The sequence below is a fragment of the Paenibacillus nasutitermitis genome (assembly GCF_014641075.1).
GTDB classification, from domain to species: domain Bacteria; phylum Bacillota; class Bacilli; order Paenibacillales; family Paenibacillaceae; genus Paenibacillus_Z; species Paenibacillus_Z nasutitermitis.
Map to the genome: position 1 here is coordinate 1228718 of NZ_BMHP01000003.1, position 17425 is coordinate 1246142.

A 17425-nucleotide genomic window follows, 5' to 3' on the forward strand; every position below is an offset into this window, starting at 1 on the left:
CCCCCGTATTTCTTTTACGGGGGTGTTTCATCTTAGGTTATTACTTCAGATTTTTACGCTGCCCAGGAAGCAGCAGAAGCGCCAAAGCCCCGGCGACCAGCCCGGCCACACCCGACGCGATAAAAGTGTTATGCATGCCTTCTATGAACATCCGGCCTGCAATTTCCGTTATCCGCAGTTTCCATTCTGCGGACAAAGGTGCTGTGGCGGCTGCCGACAACTCTCCGCCGCTGAGATGAACGTAAAGCCCGCTTCGGGCTTCTTCTCCCAGAGGAGCCTGCTGAAGGACCTCCGTTACGCCTTCCCGAAGCCTGCTGGTAACGAGCACTCCCGATACTGCTACTCCGAAAACAGCGCTTATTTGTCTGAAGGTGTTCATGACACCCGAAGCGGTTCCCGCAAGCTCCGGCGGGACAGAACCCATCATCGCCACTGTTCCCGCTGCCCCTGCGATGGAAATTCCTATGCCCAGCAGCGAAAGCCACCACCAGTAAGTTCCGTATCCGCTGTCCGCATGGATGGTCGTTAAAGCGAAGAGTGCGGCTGCAACCAGAGCCAATCCGATCAGAATTAATGAGCGGGGATGGAATCGTTGCGATAATAAACTGCCAGAAACAGATGCGAGCATGATGCTCACCGTTAACGCCAGGAAGCGTACGCCCGTTTCTGTGGCAGAGTAACCATGAACCATTTGATAGTACAGCGTCATTAGAAAGATAACGCCATACAGGCCGAAAAATCCGAGAAAGTTGACGATGCACGTCACGACAAAGATGGGAATGCGAAATAGTGACATTGGCAGCAAGGATTCTCTCCTGCTCGCTTCCCAAGCCAAGAAAACAAGCAGAAGGATGGCTGCCGCCGCGAACAGCAACAGAATGATTGCTGAACCCCATCCCCTGGAGCCACCTTCAATTAAGGCATAGGTCAAAGCGGCAAGCGATAGGATCATCAATATTTGACCGATCCAATCGATGCTTTTTCCTGTCTGAACAGCTGTATGGGGAATCATTGGCGCCAACATGATGAGAACGATAATACCTACCGGAAGATTAATCCAGAAGATACTCTGCCAGCCGTAATTTTCCACCAGAACTCCGCCGAGCAGCGGACCTGCCGCCAATGCAAGGCCGCCGATAGCGGACCACAAGCCTATCGCCTTCGCTCTTGCTGCAGGTTCATGGAATAAATGCCGGATGAGTGCCAATGACATCGGTACAAGGAATGATCCGAACAATCCCTGAAGCGCCCTGCCCGCCAACAGCAGCTCATAATTTTGCGATAAGGCGCACAAGATCGAACAAATCGTGAAACCAACCATCCCGGCAAGAAACAGCTTATGATGTCCCCATCGATCACCCAGACTGCCTGCCGTTAGTAAGAAGCAGGCGAACGTTAACGTATAGACATTGACGATCCACTGCATACCACTAAGATTCGCGGCAAAATATTCGCCCATATGAGGCAGCGCCACATTAACAATTGTGGAATCAAGATATACCATAAATATTCCAAAACAAATTAATAAAAATACGAGTCCTTTCCGTTTGGCATCCGGTGCAGATTTTAAACCTGTTTGCGTCACCGGAACCGTTGCCTGCGATTGCTGTGCTGTCGCCATATCCGTCCCCCCTCGATTAGCAGACTGTCTATGCTGCTCTATAAGAAGAGTCTACTCTTGACGATATAATGCGTCTAATTTATTATTTTTAGTAAATACATGCATTAAATTTATGGAAAAGGGGTGAAAGAATGGAGTTAACCCAACTTGAATACTTTCTTACGGTAGCACGTCTTCAACATGTCACAAGAGCATCTGAGGAATTATCCATTACCCAGCCTGCTCTTAGCCATTCTATTTCCAAGCTGGAAGCCGAGCTAGGCGTACCTCTGTTCGATCGGAGCGGACGCAACGTGCAAGTCAATCGATACGGCCGGATGTTCGCCGAACGCGTTGAGCGTGCAATGCAGGAGATAACCAAAGGAAAACAGGAAATCGAGGAATGGTCCGATTCTACGAGCGGCATGGTAGGCATGGCTTATCTCAATATACTGGGCGCCGAGTTTGTTCCGGTACTCATCCGGGGATTTCATCAGCTTTTCCCGCAGATCCGGTTCGATCTCATACAGGGCAACCACTTGTTAATTAGCAGTCAACTGGAAGCCGGTGCATGTGATCTGATCATCACGTCAACGATCCCGGAATCATCCGCATACGAATGGATTCACATGCGCACTATTCCTTTATATGCAGTCGTGCCTCTTACTCATCGGCTGGCAGACAGAGAAGCCATAAGCTTGCAGGATTTGAGCGGTGAGCCCTACGTAAATCTCAAAAGCAACTGCGGGTTGAATGCAACCGTTGACGCCTGCTTCTACCAGATCAAGTTTACACCTGCCACAGCCTATGAAGCAGAGGATCTGACTACCGTGGCGGGCTTTGTCGCTGCCGGGCTTGGTGTATCGGTTTTGCCCAAAACAAATGGACTCATGCTTGATGGATTGGCGTGGCTGCCCATTGATGACGAAGGCGTGCTCTGCGAGATTGGACTTGTGCGCAAAAGGGAACGTTATCTGTCGCCGGCAACGAAACGGTTCCTGGACTATGCCCGGGATAAGGCAACGAATTGACCATTATTCTGCAGGTGACCCATGTCCCTGCATGAAAAAGTTTACAAAAAGCACCGGGCAAAGGCCCGGTGCTTTTTGAGTATCTATTGTATTCGGTATTAGTTCATTTGAAATTCACTGAAGAACAGTTCTTTATCCTCTCCACCAATAGTGAGAACAGGACCGTTGGAAGCGCTTGGCTTGAGTCTGAAATGGCTCGCGTCCACCTTCTCGGCAACAACCCCTAAAGAGGAATCCTCAAGCTGCCCATTGATGTCTAGTACAAGAGCGTCCATAGTGGCATAGATTCGGTCTTGATAAATAGTTACCGTTTGAGTGCCATCGCTGACCGTAAAGGAACGAGACTTGATTACATCGTTCATACCCGAGAACGTATTGGATGCAAACAATGCGGAATATCCGCCACCCAGCGTAACGGTTGCCTGCGTTCCTGTAGCGAATGTCATGATATAGAAGGTATCCCCAAATCCCATAGCTGCAAGCGTGCGTGTTCCCAGATCGAGATGGTGATCATTGTAATATTGCTGAATAAAGCTTTCTACCGCTGAGCCTACAACCTGCCCTTTTGTGAAACCGTTCAACGGAATATCCCAGTTAAGATTGACATTAATGACAACATTGCCATCGCTGACAGTGAAGCTGACCGGATGGGATTGGAAATTCGTATCTGCAATGGTGTAGCTTTCGCCTCTTGCTTGCGTCGCATAAATATCCTCGAAATTCAAATCGGCGATTTCCTTGCTCGTTAATGATTGCGGCAAATGAAGCTGCGTGATTCTGGCTTCCGATTGAACAAGCTTGCCCAGATTCGTGACCAGTACCTGCTGGGCGGATGTGAGATTGTTATACGCACTCCGTGCCGCTGTGACGGCCGCTTCATCGGCTAATATGATTGCTTCTACTTCCGGCAATGCTGCAATTTGAGCAGCAACGATATCTGCAGCCGCTTTGTCCGCCTTCAGCTCAGCAATCTTGTCGATAGCGACAGTGAGCTTGCCATGATTTGTAACGAGTGCCTGCTGGGCTGTCGTTAACTCATTATAAGCATTGTCCGCCGCTGTAACGCTTGGTTCATCGGACAGGCTCGGTGGAGAGGGCAGCGCCGCAATTAAAGCTGTAACGATGTCTGCAGCCGCTTTGCCCGCCTTCAGCTCGGCAAGCCGGGCGATTGCATCATTGAGCTTGTCTTGATTGGCAACCAGTGCTTTCTGGGTCGCCGTTAATGCGTTAAAGGCATTGTTCGCCACTGTGACGCTTGGCTCATCGGACAAGGTTAAGTTCGAAGGGACTGGAAGCCCTCCAATCAGAGCGATAACCGCATCTGCCGCCTGCTGATTCTCCAGCCCCACGATCCGCGCCAAAGCATTCGTTAATTTGCTCCAATTTGTGACTAGCGTCTTCTGGGATGCAGACAATGCTTCGTATGCGCTGTTTGCGTCATTTACCGTATTCTTATGGGCGAGGGTGAGGTTGGCCGGTTCTGGCAGGGCCGCGATCAGTGCTGTAACATCGTTCGCCACTGCGGTCAGCGCGTCGACTTTGGCAATCGCCTGCGTCAGCTTGTCCTGGTTCGTCACCAATGCCTTCTGCGCAGCAGACAGCGCGTCCAATGCGTTCTTGGCTGCTGTTACCGCAGGTTGATTGTCCAGCGTGATTACAGCAGGAGCCGGCAGGGCCGCGATCAGAGCTGTAACATCGTTCGCCGCTACGATCAGCGCTTCTACTTTGGCAATCGCCTGGGTCAGCTTGTCCTGGTTCGTCACCAGTGCTTTCTGTGAAGCTGCGAGTGTGTCCAACGCATTCTTCGCCGCTTTTACAGCCGCTTGATCGTCGAGTGTCACGGCAGATGGTTCCGGCAGGGCCGCGATCAGTGCTGTAACATCGTTCGCCACTGCGGTCAGCGCGTCGACTTTGGCAATCGCCTGCGTCAGCTTGTCCTGGTTGGTGACAAGCGCCTTCTGCGCAGCAGACAGCGCGTCCAGCGCGTTCTTGGCTGCTGTTACCGCCGCTTGATTGTCCAGCGTGATTACAGCAGGAGCTGGCAGAGCGGCAATCAGCTCTTTAACATCGTTAACTGCTGTATGGAGCGCGTCGATCTTGGCAAGCGCCTGGGTGAGCTTGTCCTGGTTCACAACCAAAGCCTTCTGCGAAGCGGTGAGTGCATCCCATGCATTCTTCGCCGCTGTTACGGATGCTTGCTCGTCCAGCGTCACCGCAGTTGAATCGGGCAGGGCCGTTATGAGAGCCATCACAGCGTCCGCAGCAGACTTGTCGGCCTGGAGCTCGACAATGCGGGCTGCCGCATTCGTTAATTTGTTCTGATTATCGGCCGATACCAGCGCTTTCTGCGCAGCGCTCAGTGCGTTGAAAGCGGTGTTGGCAGCCCCGATAGCCGCTTCGTCCGCGATTTTCAAATCTGCTTTAGTAGGAAGCGCGGCTATCATTGCCGTTACAAGGTCTGCCGCTTGTTGGTCAACCTGCTCTTGAGTGGGGCCGCTGTAAGTCGGTTGTTGGGGAACCGGTGGAGTAACAGCAGCACCTTGCTTATCCACCGTCTTGCCCGGTTGTGTTTCAAAAGTGGAGTTTGCCAAGGCTTCTTTGCTCGTTTCGACTGTTTCGATGGATCCGCCGCCGATAACTTTGATCGCAGCATTGAGGATGATATTTACAATTTTAGCCTCATTGCCGAGATGGATTGTATTTTCACCTGCATGCTCCTGAATGTTAACTTGTTTAATATCACCGCTTAGAATATCGATGCGTGCTTTGGTGCTGGAAACGCCAACCTCGTTAAAGGTGCCAAGAAGCGATACAACCGCGTCCCCGGGGAGCAGATCGCTCACCAGTACATCGGTAAATCCTGCTCCTGTTAATTGGCTTTCCTCCAGCGTTGCCCCGGTTTTCATCAGAACCGATGTTACGGTGGTCGTACCTTCAGCAACAATCCGCACGGTTCCTGCAGCTTTATCGACGATAATCGTCAGCAGCACAGAGTCCGCGAAGTGAATGCTGTTCGCGCCTCCGCCTTGCACAAACGTTGTGCCTTTCACGGTCACATGGTTAAGCACCGCATCGCCCTCGCCGATTCCATCCGTAAACGTCAGGTTGCCTTCAATAATGGTGTTCTGCAGCGTCACGCCCGGCACGCTGATGGCCACATCCCCTTTTATCGTCTCACTGCCTGTTTCGGGGCCAAAGGTGCCTGCCTTGTCGAAGATGACGGGTGCGGGTTTCACTTTAAGTGAATGCTCCAAAATAACGACTGCCTCTGCACGGGTGGCCTTGTTCGCCGGTTTGAATGAATTGTCTGCATAACCTTCCATGATTCCGCCAGCCTGGACGGCTCCGATCGCCCCTTTGCTCCAGGAAGGAATCACCGATGCATCTTTGAAGACGTCCGCATCGGCAGCCGAAGGGGTAAGATCCAGCAAACGTTCGATAATCAGCGCGATCTCCTGACGGGTAATCGGCGCATTGGGATGAATCGTTCCATCCTGAAATCCCGCAATGTATCCCGCCTTGACGGCTTTTTGGATGTCGCTGTAGCTCCAATCAGTTTCTTTCAAATCCTTGAACGAGACGCCGCCGGTCTCCGCAAAACCAAACGCGCGGTTCACGAGCGCCATAAATTCCGCTCTTGATACGGATTTATTCGGCTGGAAGCTCCCGTCCGCATAACCTTCGATCAATCCTTGTGAGATCCATTGCTGGATATTCTGCTCCGCCCAATGGCCGCTGATATCCGTTGCCGCGTCTGTCGTTCCGGCCGCGACATTTACCGCTCCCAGCATGGATAACGATAGCGAGCCCGCTACTGCGAGGCTGACTACCTTTTTTGTCAATTCTATCTTCTTCATGATTGCACCCGTCCTTCAGTTGATTGACAACCGCTCATTTCGAGCAAAAGTTATGTCCTGCATATTCGACAAAAAAAGTAAAAATACCTTTATTTCCTTCATTTTTTTAGGGAACAAGGACGTTGAACACAAAAAAACCATCTCCCTCCGGAAGATGATCATATTGTACGCGCAATACCGCTATTTACCGCTGCTCAAAGCGGCTGGCGGCCCTGTCCTGCATTTCATGCGCATATGCCCCACTTGCCCCTCGGATGGACAGCCAAAGCCAGCTTGCCTTTACGATGATTTCCTCTTCATCTGCCGGTATTGATTGGGAGACGAACCGCAGTTTTTCTTGAAAACCGTTATAAAATAAGAGCTGTTGACAAAACCGATCCGCTCACCGATTTCCTTGACATTGAGATTCGTTGCAAGCAGGAGATTCTCCGCTTCCTTCATACGCAGACCTGTTACATAATGAGTGAACGATACACCTAAATTCTCATTAAACAGCTTGCTGAAGTAAGGGGCCGTGATTCCCAGATGCGCGGCAACCGAATCGGCGGACAAATCACTCTGCGTGTAATGCTGGCCAATATAATCGCAGGCTTGGTTCACCAATCCGCTAGCGTCCCTGTGACGGTCATTCCGCAGCTCTGCAATGATGTGATTGACAAGCTCACCATAGAACGACTCGACCTCATCCAGCCGCGGAAATATGCTCACGACATCTTCCAGCGTGTGCTTGTCGTAACTTGCAAGAAGCGTCGTGAAGTCGGCCAAGCCCCTGAACTCGTTCTCGATTCGAAAAGCGGATTGAAGCAGCGCACCGCGAATATCGGCTACCGAATTGTTCGCAAGCTCCTCAAACCAATCGCGCAGGATCCGGCGCACCGAAGTCTCGTCATTGAGCTTGATGGCATCAAAGAGCGTCCGTTCCAGTCTCGCCGGGTAACGGAAGGGTTGGGGATTATTCCTGTTGTTGATGGTGTCATAGTCATAGAGACACAGATCAGGCCAGATGAATTCATAGGAGAGAGCTTCCTTCGCTGAAGCCATTGAGCCCGGCAGCCCTTGGAGAGTCTCCGCCCGGCAGCCGATTCCGATCTTCATATGGATTCCCAACATGCGTTCCACCTGCTGCATGAAGGTATTCATGATTGCGCCTGGCGCATGTTCCGGCAGGTCGCTCATAATGAGTACGAATGAATGGTAGCCGGTATCCACCTTCTCGATGGCTTCGAATTCATGGAATACCCGCAGAGCCAGCTCGAACACTGCTTCCCTGACCAGCTTCAACCGCTCGCCTTGTTCTTCCGCACTCCGGTCGCTTCCTTCCAGCACCAGCGCAAATACCCGAAGAGGATGAGTGCCGAAGCGGATACCGTGCCGTTCGAGCAATTGCGGAAAGTCATGGCGGTCCTCCATTGTTCCTTGCCCCATGAGCAGATCCTTCAGCAGGCCTTCCTTCAATCGCTTGCGGTCTTCGGACGACGTATCCTCAAGGGAGCTGACTTTGCCGATTAAGCTCTTGAATACGCCGCTCAAATATTCGGCGTCGTCCGCATTGTCAGGTGGACTTTGAACCGGAGCTGCCCCTTTTACCATCCGGATGACATTGCTGATCGGTCCGTAAATTTTTCTGTTCATAAAAAAGGTGGCAATTAAACAAACGAGCAGCACAAGCAGGGACACTACAACAATATTCCGCTGAAGAATAAAGCTGTCTTTGGTTAAATAGGCATAACGGGTCGCATTCGCCAAATACCATTCCAGCTTATCGTTATAGATGTAGGTGAGCAGCGACTTCGATCCATTCGTAGCATCGACGAAGCTGTCCGATAATGTCCCGGATTGAATGACCTTCTCCACAAAGGATTGGCTGGCCGAGGAATCCAGAAACGCATCCGGCTGGTCGCTGCGGGCAATCACGACCCCGTTCTTATCGGCGATCATAAAGCTCGAGTCCGATGATTGACCCATTTCATCAAATAATTCCTGCAGAGATGTCAATTTTAAATTGATAAAGATCGCATAATCCGATTTGGCGTCGGTTTCAGTGAAAATAAGCGATAGAATCCGGTTCTCATAACGCTTGCCATTGTAGGTATACTCTTGTTTATGAGGAAGAAAGATCATTTTGCCCAAATTGTTGCGTGCCTGTACCAAGCCGCTGGCCTCCGGATCGATTGAGGCGATGTCAACATCCTGCTGCAGGGAATGAATGAACCGTTTGGTCGTACCGTTATAAAGGTAGACGGAATTAACGAAGTCATTCGCATTGATTACATCGCGAAGCTTGCGGTCCAGCGAGAGGGAATCACCGGGGTCAAGCCCTGTAGAATACAGCCCCTTGATCACATCCTTGTCGCTTAGCAGCTGTTCCCCGATCTGAAATACGCGCTCATACAAGTTATCGATACTGGCATCGGTCTGATGGAGAAGCCGCTGATGCGCTTCCGATATCTGCTTCTCGCTGATCATGTTCGTAAATGTATAATTGACCGCGGCCAGTATGAACAAACACAATACAAAAACAACCGTATTCGCCGCAATGAAACGAAACAAGTAACTGCCTCTTGGCAATGAAGGCTTCAGCTTCCATATTTTCAACTAACCTTCACCTCCTTGGTCATCGAGTCTCTTTTAAGTTGACATCGATCCGTAAATTCCCTTTCCCTGCCATGATACGGTTACGGTAAATAAGGCCCGGTCCTCCTCTGAAGAAGAAGACCGGGCATGACAAGCTGCAACACATTTCTATTCCTTATTTCAGGAGTTTTGCGTCCGCCCAATCGGCATGATCGTCATCCTGACCATCTCCGGCATCCAGAGCGACCAGCTTCAGCTGGCTTCTCCCCGACAGGTTGACCTCCACAGGCTTAGCCGGTGTCCGGTTGTTCATGACCCCGCTGTCGAACAGCTTGACGCCATCCGCCCAGACTTGGAAGATGACGCTTCCGCCGCTGTTCTCCTGATCGACGCCAACAGTCGCTGTGAACCGTTTGAACCCTTTCCCGCCTATCGCGTAGCTGATTTCAGATTGGGCATGGGTACCGATTCCTTTATCATAGGAAAGACTGCCCTTTCCGTCAAACACGGTCAGCACATTGCCGCCCACGCTTAAGTCTTTCTTCACCCTGCCCCAGCCTGTTGTTGCGCTCGACCATTCCAGATCGCTCACGTATACAGGGGCGTCGGCGTACTTGAAATCGAAGGAATCGCGGTCCGTCATTTTCATACGAACCGTACCCGTATAGCCCGAGCTGACTACGATCGGCTTCTGAACGGGATTCGCTTCCACCCACCCCGGAAATCCTGCAGGATGGGACCAATTGCTGCGGATGCTGAAACGTACCGAACCGTCTGCATTCAAAGAGGCCTTGACCGATCCTGTACCATCTCCTTGTGCAGTAATCCGGTTGCCTGTCGTTCCGTTAATGAGCGATGCGTAGTAGAAATTCGTCTTGGAGGAGCGGAAATCGGTCGTTCCCAAGCCGCTTCGCTCATCCTCGATCCAGGACCATGCCGGCTTCACCCCATACTCGTCTACGCCGCCGGCACGATTCTTGTAAGCTGTTCCGGTGTTTCTGCCCAGCTGATTATCCGGGTAATACGACCAGGTTCCATCCCGGTCCCAGGTGATGCGGTCCGCGCCTGCTGCAGCGTCATAGGAGACACCAACAGCATCGTATACGGACGGCGGATTCGTGATGGTATACGTCGTCGTAATGAGTCCTTTTCCATCTACGCTTACCTTGAAGGTAACGCCTGTTTGACCGTATTTCCCGGAGATGGTTATCACGGCCTCTTGATCCGTCCGGGTATGGCTGATTGCGGACAATACCCATGGATCAAGCTTCGAGGTGTATCCCATATCCAGATAAGGCCCGCCGGTGATGACGGTTTTCCCTTCAAAGTCTCCTTTGCGGATCATGCCTGTGGTCTTGTTGAAGATAAGGTTGAAATCTTTGCCCGATACTTTAATTTCATTTCCCTGGTCATCCACCTTGGGCGCTGTTCCTTTAACTTCCCAAGCTTCCACTGTTTTCTGTCCGATTGTCAACACATATTCGTCCACTAAGGGATTCGCAACCGTACCGTCATTGCGTTTAATCTTCAATCGAATGGAATCCCCATCTTTCCATTTTCTCGATGGGAGCGTGAATTGACCTTTGCTCATCGGCTGGACGGAAGGGCCTTTGATTGTTCCCTTTTCTTTGCCGACGCTCCATTCAATGGTGACTTCGTTTAGATTCGTGTGATTGTAGCGGTTCTCGATCGGGATCGTCAGCGGCTTGTTGGAACCCGGGTTCGGCAGTGCTTCGGCATAGATTCGGACAGGGGAATAACCTTTCTTGACGTTCCAGTATTCCGGTTTCTCCCGGTTCCATTCGTCAATGATCCCCCAGCTGACTACGAAGCCCTGCCAGATGCCGTCCGGACCGTAGAAGCGCAAATCCCGGGAATGCCAGATGGCTCCGCCCAATACACCCGGCGTTTCGTACAAGTCATTCCATAAACGGTTGATTGCTACGCCATAGAAATCTCTGTAGGCGGGATCAACATCCATCCAATCACCGTAATAGGTGTAATCATGCGCATATTCGTCATACAGCTCAGGCTTGTCATGGGTGCCGAATGTATGGCCGTATGGCGTGTAATGGGTGCTGAACACATCCGTATAACCAGCCGGCGCATTGAATCCCCAGCTGAACTTGACCGGTCTTGTCGGATCAATCGCCTTGACATAATCATGGCTGGCCGTCAGATTGCTGCCCCAAGCGCTTTCGTTGCCAATTGACCAGATGGCGATGCTAGGGTGACTGCGGTCCTTCTCAATCGTCTCCGATAATTGCCCCATATAGTTGTTTAAATATTTGGGGTCACTGGCGCGGGAGTCGCTTACGAACATGACGGAATTCTCTTGTTCGACATAGAAGCCCAGCTCATCCGCGATATCCAGCACATATTCATATTGCGGCCAATGGGCAGCGCGGATATAGTTCACGTTGGCTTCTTTGAGCTTGATCAGCGATTCGCGGTCATGCTGCGGATCGGCTGCTATCCCGATCAACGGCGAGGATTGATGCCAGTTTACGCCGCGCAGCTTGACTTCCTTCCCGTTGACGAGCATTTTATTCCCTTCAATCTTTATCGAGCGGAAACCAACCTTCCTCACGACGGTCTCTCCGGCAGCTCCATTAACCTTCGTCGTCGCCTTAAGCGTATACAGCCGCGGATGCTCGGCATCCCATTTTGCGGGCTTGATTACCGGAATGTTAACCGCCACTTCAGGGGTTCCCTTTGACAAGGAGATCACGGAAGGCTGGATAGAAACCGGTTTGCCATCGGGGTCGGTGAGCGTAAGCTCCACATCGGCCTGATTCGCTTCGCCGAGCTCCATACCGACCGTCACGCTCAATGTCGCATCCGTATAGGTCGCATCGAACTCGGTATTCGTATGCAGCCGGGTCACATGCTCGTTTGGCAGTGCGAACAGCTTCACCTGTCCAACCAAGCCCCGCACATGCTGATATTCCACAAATCCCGTCTCGGCGGTCAGACCGACCGTGATGACGGCTGTTTCGCCCGGCACCACATAATCCGTGATATCGGCATCGAAAGTGGTAAAACCTCCTCGATGCTGACGCACCAAATGACCGTTCACCCAAACTCTGGTGTAGCTGAAGGCCGCTTCGAAACGGAGCATGACTTTATTGCCGTCAAAGGCTGCCGGAACGAGAAACGATTTCTGGTAGGCATTCTCGATATTGCGGTCCGGGAACCAGTCTCCCCCTTGCGGCCCGCGGATATCAAATCCGAGCACCTCAAGATTGGCAGGGACAATGACGTCAGACCAGGAATTCGTATTCAAGCCTTCTTTCCAGAAGCCTTGCTCCGGACTTTGTTTAAACTTCCACGTTCCGTCCAGGCTGACGATCGGTTCGGATACGCCTTTCACCGTGGAAGGAAGCGGTACAATAACGGGTCTGGGCCAGCCGTTCGTTTCCGGACCGACCGGCACGGCCGGCATCGGCTCGTTCGGAGCCCCCCAGATGTTAAGCTCGCTTATACCTGCTTTGGTGCCAGGCTCCATTCCTGTAACGGTGACGCGCACATAACGTCTTGCCGTCTCAAGAAACCTGTCTCTTCTTACCTGTTGACGCCCTACAGCGTCGGTCCGGTCCGCTGCCAAATACCAGTGAAGAGCATCGGAGGACACTTCCACTTTGTACTTGTAATTCTTGGCTTCATTCCAGGTGATCTGGGTTCCGGTTAGTTCATAGTCGCCTCCCAGGTCAATCTGCAGCCAATTGCCTGCTTCTGCATTGCCTGCTACCCATGCGCTGGATGTCTCTCCGTCAACCGCATTTGCAGGCGGTTTGGAAGCTTCCGAGGAAGAGGCGGCAGCCGTTTTATTCAACGCCACATTCGTCTCATCGCGAAGGATGAAGTATGGGATCGTCATGGTTTCACTCGCCTTTGTCCCATCAGAAACATAAGCCCGAATCTCGGTGTCCTCCGCAATTATAATTGGATCCGTATACGGAAGCTTGCCCGGCGATGTTTGCGGATCGGTTCCGTCAAGCGTATAGGCTATAGCAGCGCCCTGCATGCTGCTGGCTAGCGTCACGGCAGTTCCCTGCTCGACATCGCCGCCTGGAGGCGTGGCCGACAGCGGAACAATCTTGTAGACGAACGACCGGACCTCGCTATTCTCTTTGCCCTCCAGTTCGGCATAGGCCTGCAGCTTCACTTCAGTTCCAATCGCGATGCTATGAAGGACGATAGGACCTTCATAAGTAGCCTTCGTCACCGACGTAACCGGATCGGAGCCGTCGGTCGTGTAGTAGATCGCAGCTCCCGGCTGTTCGCCGAATAAATCCACAGCCGTACCATCAAGCACCGTTCCCGGCTGCACGCTGGCGTCTACCGGAAGCGCCACAGCGGAATTGTACAGCTCGAACTCCCAGATAGCCGTAGCTCCCCCGACCTTCTCCAGCTGATGAATTCTCACATAACGGGCTTTAGCCGGCGTGAAGCTGTATACCTGATCCTTCAGGTCATCATTGGCATTTTCCTCGGCTACCGTAGTCCAGTTCTGCTTATCATCCGAGACGTCGATCGTAAACCGGGTCATGTAATTGACATGATCCGGATTTTTCCGAAGGACGGCATAGTTGACCGGCTGACTGGACCCCAGATCAACGATCAAATCCCATAATACATTCTGCTCCGGCTGCGCGTAAGTCCCGGCATTGCCATCGATCGCGCGTCCGGCTACATTACCCCAGCCTGCTGCTGCGGTCATTGTCGCCGTTGCGCCCAGAGCCAGATTCGGATAGTCGGAGAAGTCCTCCTGCGGCAGCCGGTACGCATATGTACCCACTTCGCTCACGCCGCCTCCCCGTTCATCGACTGCAACGGCCTTGATTTCCGAATCGGAATCGATCACGATCGGCCCGGCATACTTGATCCGGGTCGTTGACGTTACCGGATCGGAACCATCCTTCGTATAATAAATCGTAGAGGTCCCGGGCGAACTGCCAAGTGTTACTTGCGTACCCGGCATTACGGTTCCCGAGCCTGGCGAAGCTGTCAGAACCGGGATAATTTCAGCTTGCGGGAACAGCTCCAATTCACTGATCCTGACCGCCGGCCAGTCCACCCCTTCAGCCGTTTTCTTCGTGACATGCACCCGGACATACCTGGCCTGGATCCCGCTTTCCAGAATGCGGTCCGTAATGGTCTCCGTGTTGCCGACGACCGTATCCGCCGTTTCCCAAGGCCCGCTGTCGTCACCGGTGCTGTATTCCAATGTAAAATCCTTGGTCGCCCATGTTCCGGTTGCCCCATGGTAAAGCGTCCAGCGCTTGATGGTCTGGGCGGCGCCAAGATCGACCATCGCCCATTCATTGGTGACCGGACTGCTCTGCCAGCCGGTATCGCTGGTCGACCACATCCGGTTAAGCTGACCGTCGGTCAAATACGAAGCCGGATGCTGAGGCAGCGAGCTGCTTGCCGTAACCGGCTTGCCCAGTGCCAGATTCGAGGATGCATCAGCCGCAGCCAGAGCTCCCGAGTCGGAGCCCGCAACCGGCTCATTACCTTCGGTTATCGGTTCGCCAGACGGCGTCCCTTCACCTTCGGCCACCTGTCCGCTTGCCGGTAGTCCCTCACCTTCGATTACCTGTTCGCCTGCCGGCGCCACTTCCACTTCCGGCAGTTCCTCCATAGGCAGCACTGCAGCTCCATTTGTCGCCGCTGTACCCGCTCCTTCTTCGCCATATGCCGTATTGACCTTAAGGGGCATGAACGCCATTTGGCTGATCAATACAACCATGCAAACCACGAGAAGTATGACCGACTTGATCTTGCGCATACTTTAGATCCCTCCCTGAGTTTCAATTTTTTAACTTTCTTGTTTTATAACCCCGCTTCGTTTATTTTTTTGCTGCCAGAAAGGCATCCAGCTGCTTCTGCATCTCGGTAATGACCTTGTCAATGCCTGCCGACTTCAGCTTGCTCTGGAATTTAGGGAAGAACTGATCGTAATCCGAGAATCCCGCATAAGCCGAATCCACATACTCCTTCTCAACAGCGCTGATTTGGGCAATTTCGGCTTTGACAGGATCGGCATTGAAGCGGAATCCCAGAGTCGGCGCTTCGGTTGCTCCCTCATCCCACTTCTGCAGCGTCCCTGCAAAGTCCGGACTGATGTGTTTGCTGAAGTACTTCAACCGGATATCGTCCCATGCCCAATAAACCTGATTATAGGATTGCTGTTCGCCAATGCCCTCGATCGAGATCGCGCTGTCGTCCATGACATAATTGACGTCCTTAACTCCGTAGGAGAACAGATCATAATTCTCCTGGTTGCTGCGGAACCAGTTGACAAATGCAACGGCGCCTTCAGGATTCTTGCTGGTTGCAAAGACGGACAGCAGGTTCGATGCCGCATCAAAAACATACTTCGGCTTCTCCGGATTCAGGAACACATCTTCGAGCTCTCCGTCCGGGAGCGTTTTCTTGAAGGCATCAATACGTTCAGTCGTCTTCAACACGTTGGACCAGATGGCTCCAAGCTTGCCATTGTTCAATGCGGCTTCGGGATCTTTGATCTCCTGGGCATCCTTTGGCATCCAACCGTTCGTATACCATTTTCTTTTTGTATTCACGATGTTTTTGAAAATGTCAGATTCATAGAAATTATGAACCTTCAGCTCCGGATCAGCCGGATCGATATATCCCGGCCCTGCTCCCACGTCGCCAAGCGGCAGGTAAACGTTGCCGAATTCCCGAAGAAGCGCCCGGGTCCCGTCGTTCGCGACCGGTACCATGCCCTGCTCGTTCTTCTTAATGGCGTCCAGATAAGCTTCGAAATCAGCTAATGTCTTGATCTCCGGCAGATTGTACTTCTTCCGCAGGTCCCCGCGTATCGCGAAGAAATTATTATTCTCGGCTGTCGGAACAAGCGTCGGAATGCCATAAATTTTATTATCGATCGAGGAGCTGAGCCAGTTGGCAGACGGAATGTTTTCCTTCAGATCCTGGCCGCTCTTCTCCAGCCACTCATCCAGCGGAGCAACCACATGCTTCGAGACGATTTGGGAGAGCCAGCTGACATGCGTCCAGGCCAGATCGTAATTTTCTCCCGAGGCCGCGATCAGATTGAGCTTGTTGTTGTATTGATCCCATGGAAAGTAAGTGAATTCAAGAGTAAGATCCAGGCCATCCGCATGCATCTTGTCTTCGATGGCTTTCTTTACATTCTTCAGATCCTTTGGCGCATCGCCGGGTAGAACCACCTTGACGGTTCCGCTAGCCTTCTTTTCTTTTTCTGCAGAATTGCCTGTATTCGCTTCTGCAGAATTCCCATTGCCCTCTTCTTTCTGCGTATTATTCTTCTTATCCCCGCTGTTGTTCTCTTTGCTTGAGCATGCCGAGAGCAGCCCGGTTAATAGAAGAGCCATTACTAGAACCGAAATCCATGTCTTTCTTTTCACTGATCATAAACCTCCCTTATGATGGTAAAGCTTGTATGTTGAACCGCCCGGTAAGACGGAGACAACCTATCCTTTGACCGCGCCGATCATAATACCCTTCACGAAATATTTCTGAATGAAGGGATATACCAGCATAATCGGACCAATCGTAACGAGCACCATCGCCATTTTCGCCGTTTCCGAGGGCAGCGTCTGGCTGCCGGATATCGTATTCCCCTGTGAGCTCATAAAGTTGATCATGGACTGGACTTTGAACAGCATGAACTGCAGCGGATACAATTCCCGGCTGTCGATCAGCCACAGGGCGAGTCCCCACTCATTCCAATAAGCAAGGGAAATGAACAAAGCAACGGTAGCGATAATCGGCCCCGAAAGCGGGAGCAGTATTCTCGTGAAGCTGTAGAATGGGCCCGCACCCTCGATCTCAGCCGATTCCAGCAAGGCTGGCGGCAAGGATTTAAAGTAATTCCGGATCAGAAACACATTGAACGGATTAATCAGCATCGGCAAAATCAAAGCGAATATCGTATCTTTCAGATGCAGGTATTTGGTTACGAAGATATACCATGGGACCAGCCCTGCATTAAAGATCATCGTGATAAAAATAATCAGGGCAATGACGTTGCGGTATTTCACTTTGGGCATCGCCATGGCATTAGCCAGCATAGCGCTCAGAAATAACCCGAGCACGGTTCCCGACAGCGTTACGATAATGGAAATCAGGTAGCCGTTCCAGATCTCGTCACCGGCGAACAAGAGCCGGTACGCATCCAAGGAGAATGTCTCGGGCAAGAGTGAATAACCATTCTTGAATACCGAGGACTCCCCTGAAATCGATACCATGATAGTAAGAAGAAACGGTATCGTCGTGAACGTGCAGAATGCGATAAAAATCGTATGAAAGATCGCCTGCGAGATGGAAAATCTTTTTTTTGATGCCGTCAT

7 protein-coding genes are annotated in these 17425 nt (G+C 51.9%); 1 reads left to right on the top strand and 6 read right to left on the bottom strand.

Going from position 1 to position 17425, the window contains the following annotated elements:
- Window positions 1-40: 40 nt before the first annotated feature.
- Window positions 41-1621, bottom strand: a complete 1581-nt coding sequence (locus tag IEY46_RS24235; RefSeq protein ID WP_188995888.1) for an MFS transporter — start codon at window positions 1619-1621, stop codon at window positions 41-43.
- Window positions 1622-1752: 131 nt separating this feature from the next.
- Here IEY46_RS24235 and IEY46_RS24240 point away from each other — a divergent pair, with 131 nt between their 5' ends.
- Window positions 1753-2631: a LysR family transcriptional regulator gene (locus IEY46_RS24240; protein ID WP_188995890.1), complete on the top strand. Its 879-nt coding sequence runs from the start codon at window positions 1753-1755 to the stop codon at window positions 2629-2631.
- A gap of 98 nt (window positions 2632-2729) precedes the next feature.
- Here IEY46_RS24240 and IEY46_RS24245 read toward each other — a convergent pair whose 3' ends face one another.
- The 5 genes from IEY46_RS24245 to IEY46_RS24265 all read right to left on the bottom strand — a co-directional run bounded on the left by IEY46_RS24245 (window position 2730) and on the right by IEY46_RS24265 (window position 17425).
- Entirely contained in the window at window positions 2730-6488 is a 3759-nt protein-coding gene (locus tag IEY46_RS24245; RefSeq protein ID WP_188995892.1) for an S-layer homology domain-containing protein, read from the bottom strand.
- Between the two features lie 279 nt (window positions 6489-6767).
- Window positions 6768-9083, bottom strand: coding sequence for a helix-turn-helix domain-containing protein (locus IEY46_RS24250; RefSeq protein ID WP_188995894.1), 2316 nt, complete (start codon window positions 9081-9083; stop codon window positions 6768-6770).
- 154 nt (window positions 9084-9237) lie between these two features.
- The gene (locus IEY46_RS24255; protein ID WP_188995896.1) at window positions 9238-14856 is read right to left on the bottom strand and encodes a discoidin domain-containing protein; all 5619 of its coding nucleotides are present in this window, start codon (window positions 14854-14856) and stop codon (window positions 9238-9240) included.
- Between the two features lie 61 nt (window positions 14857-14917).
- On the bottom strand, window positions 14918-16480 hold the full coding sequence (locus tag IEY46_RS24260; RefSeq protein ID WP_188995898.1) for an extracellular solute-binding protein: 1563 nt from the start codon (window positions 16478-16480) through the stop codon (window positions 14918-14920).
- 66 nt (window positions 16481-16546) lie between these two features.
- Window positions 16547-17425, bottom strand: a complete 879-nt coding sequence (locus IEY46_RS24265) for a carbohydrate ABC transporter permease (protein ID WP_188995900.1) — start codon at window positions 17423-17425, stop codon at window positions 16547-16549.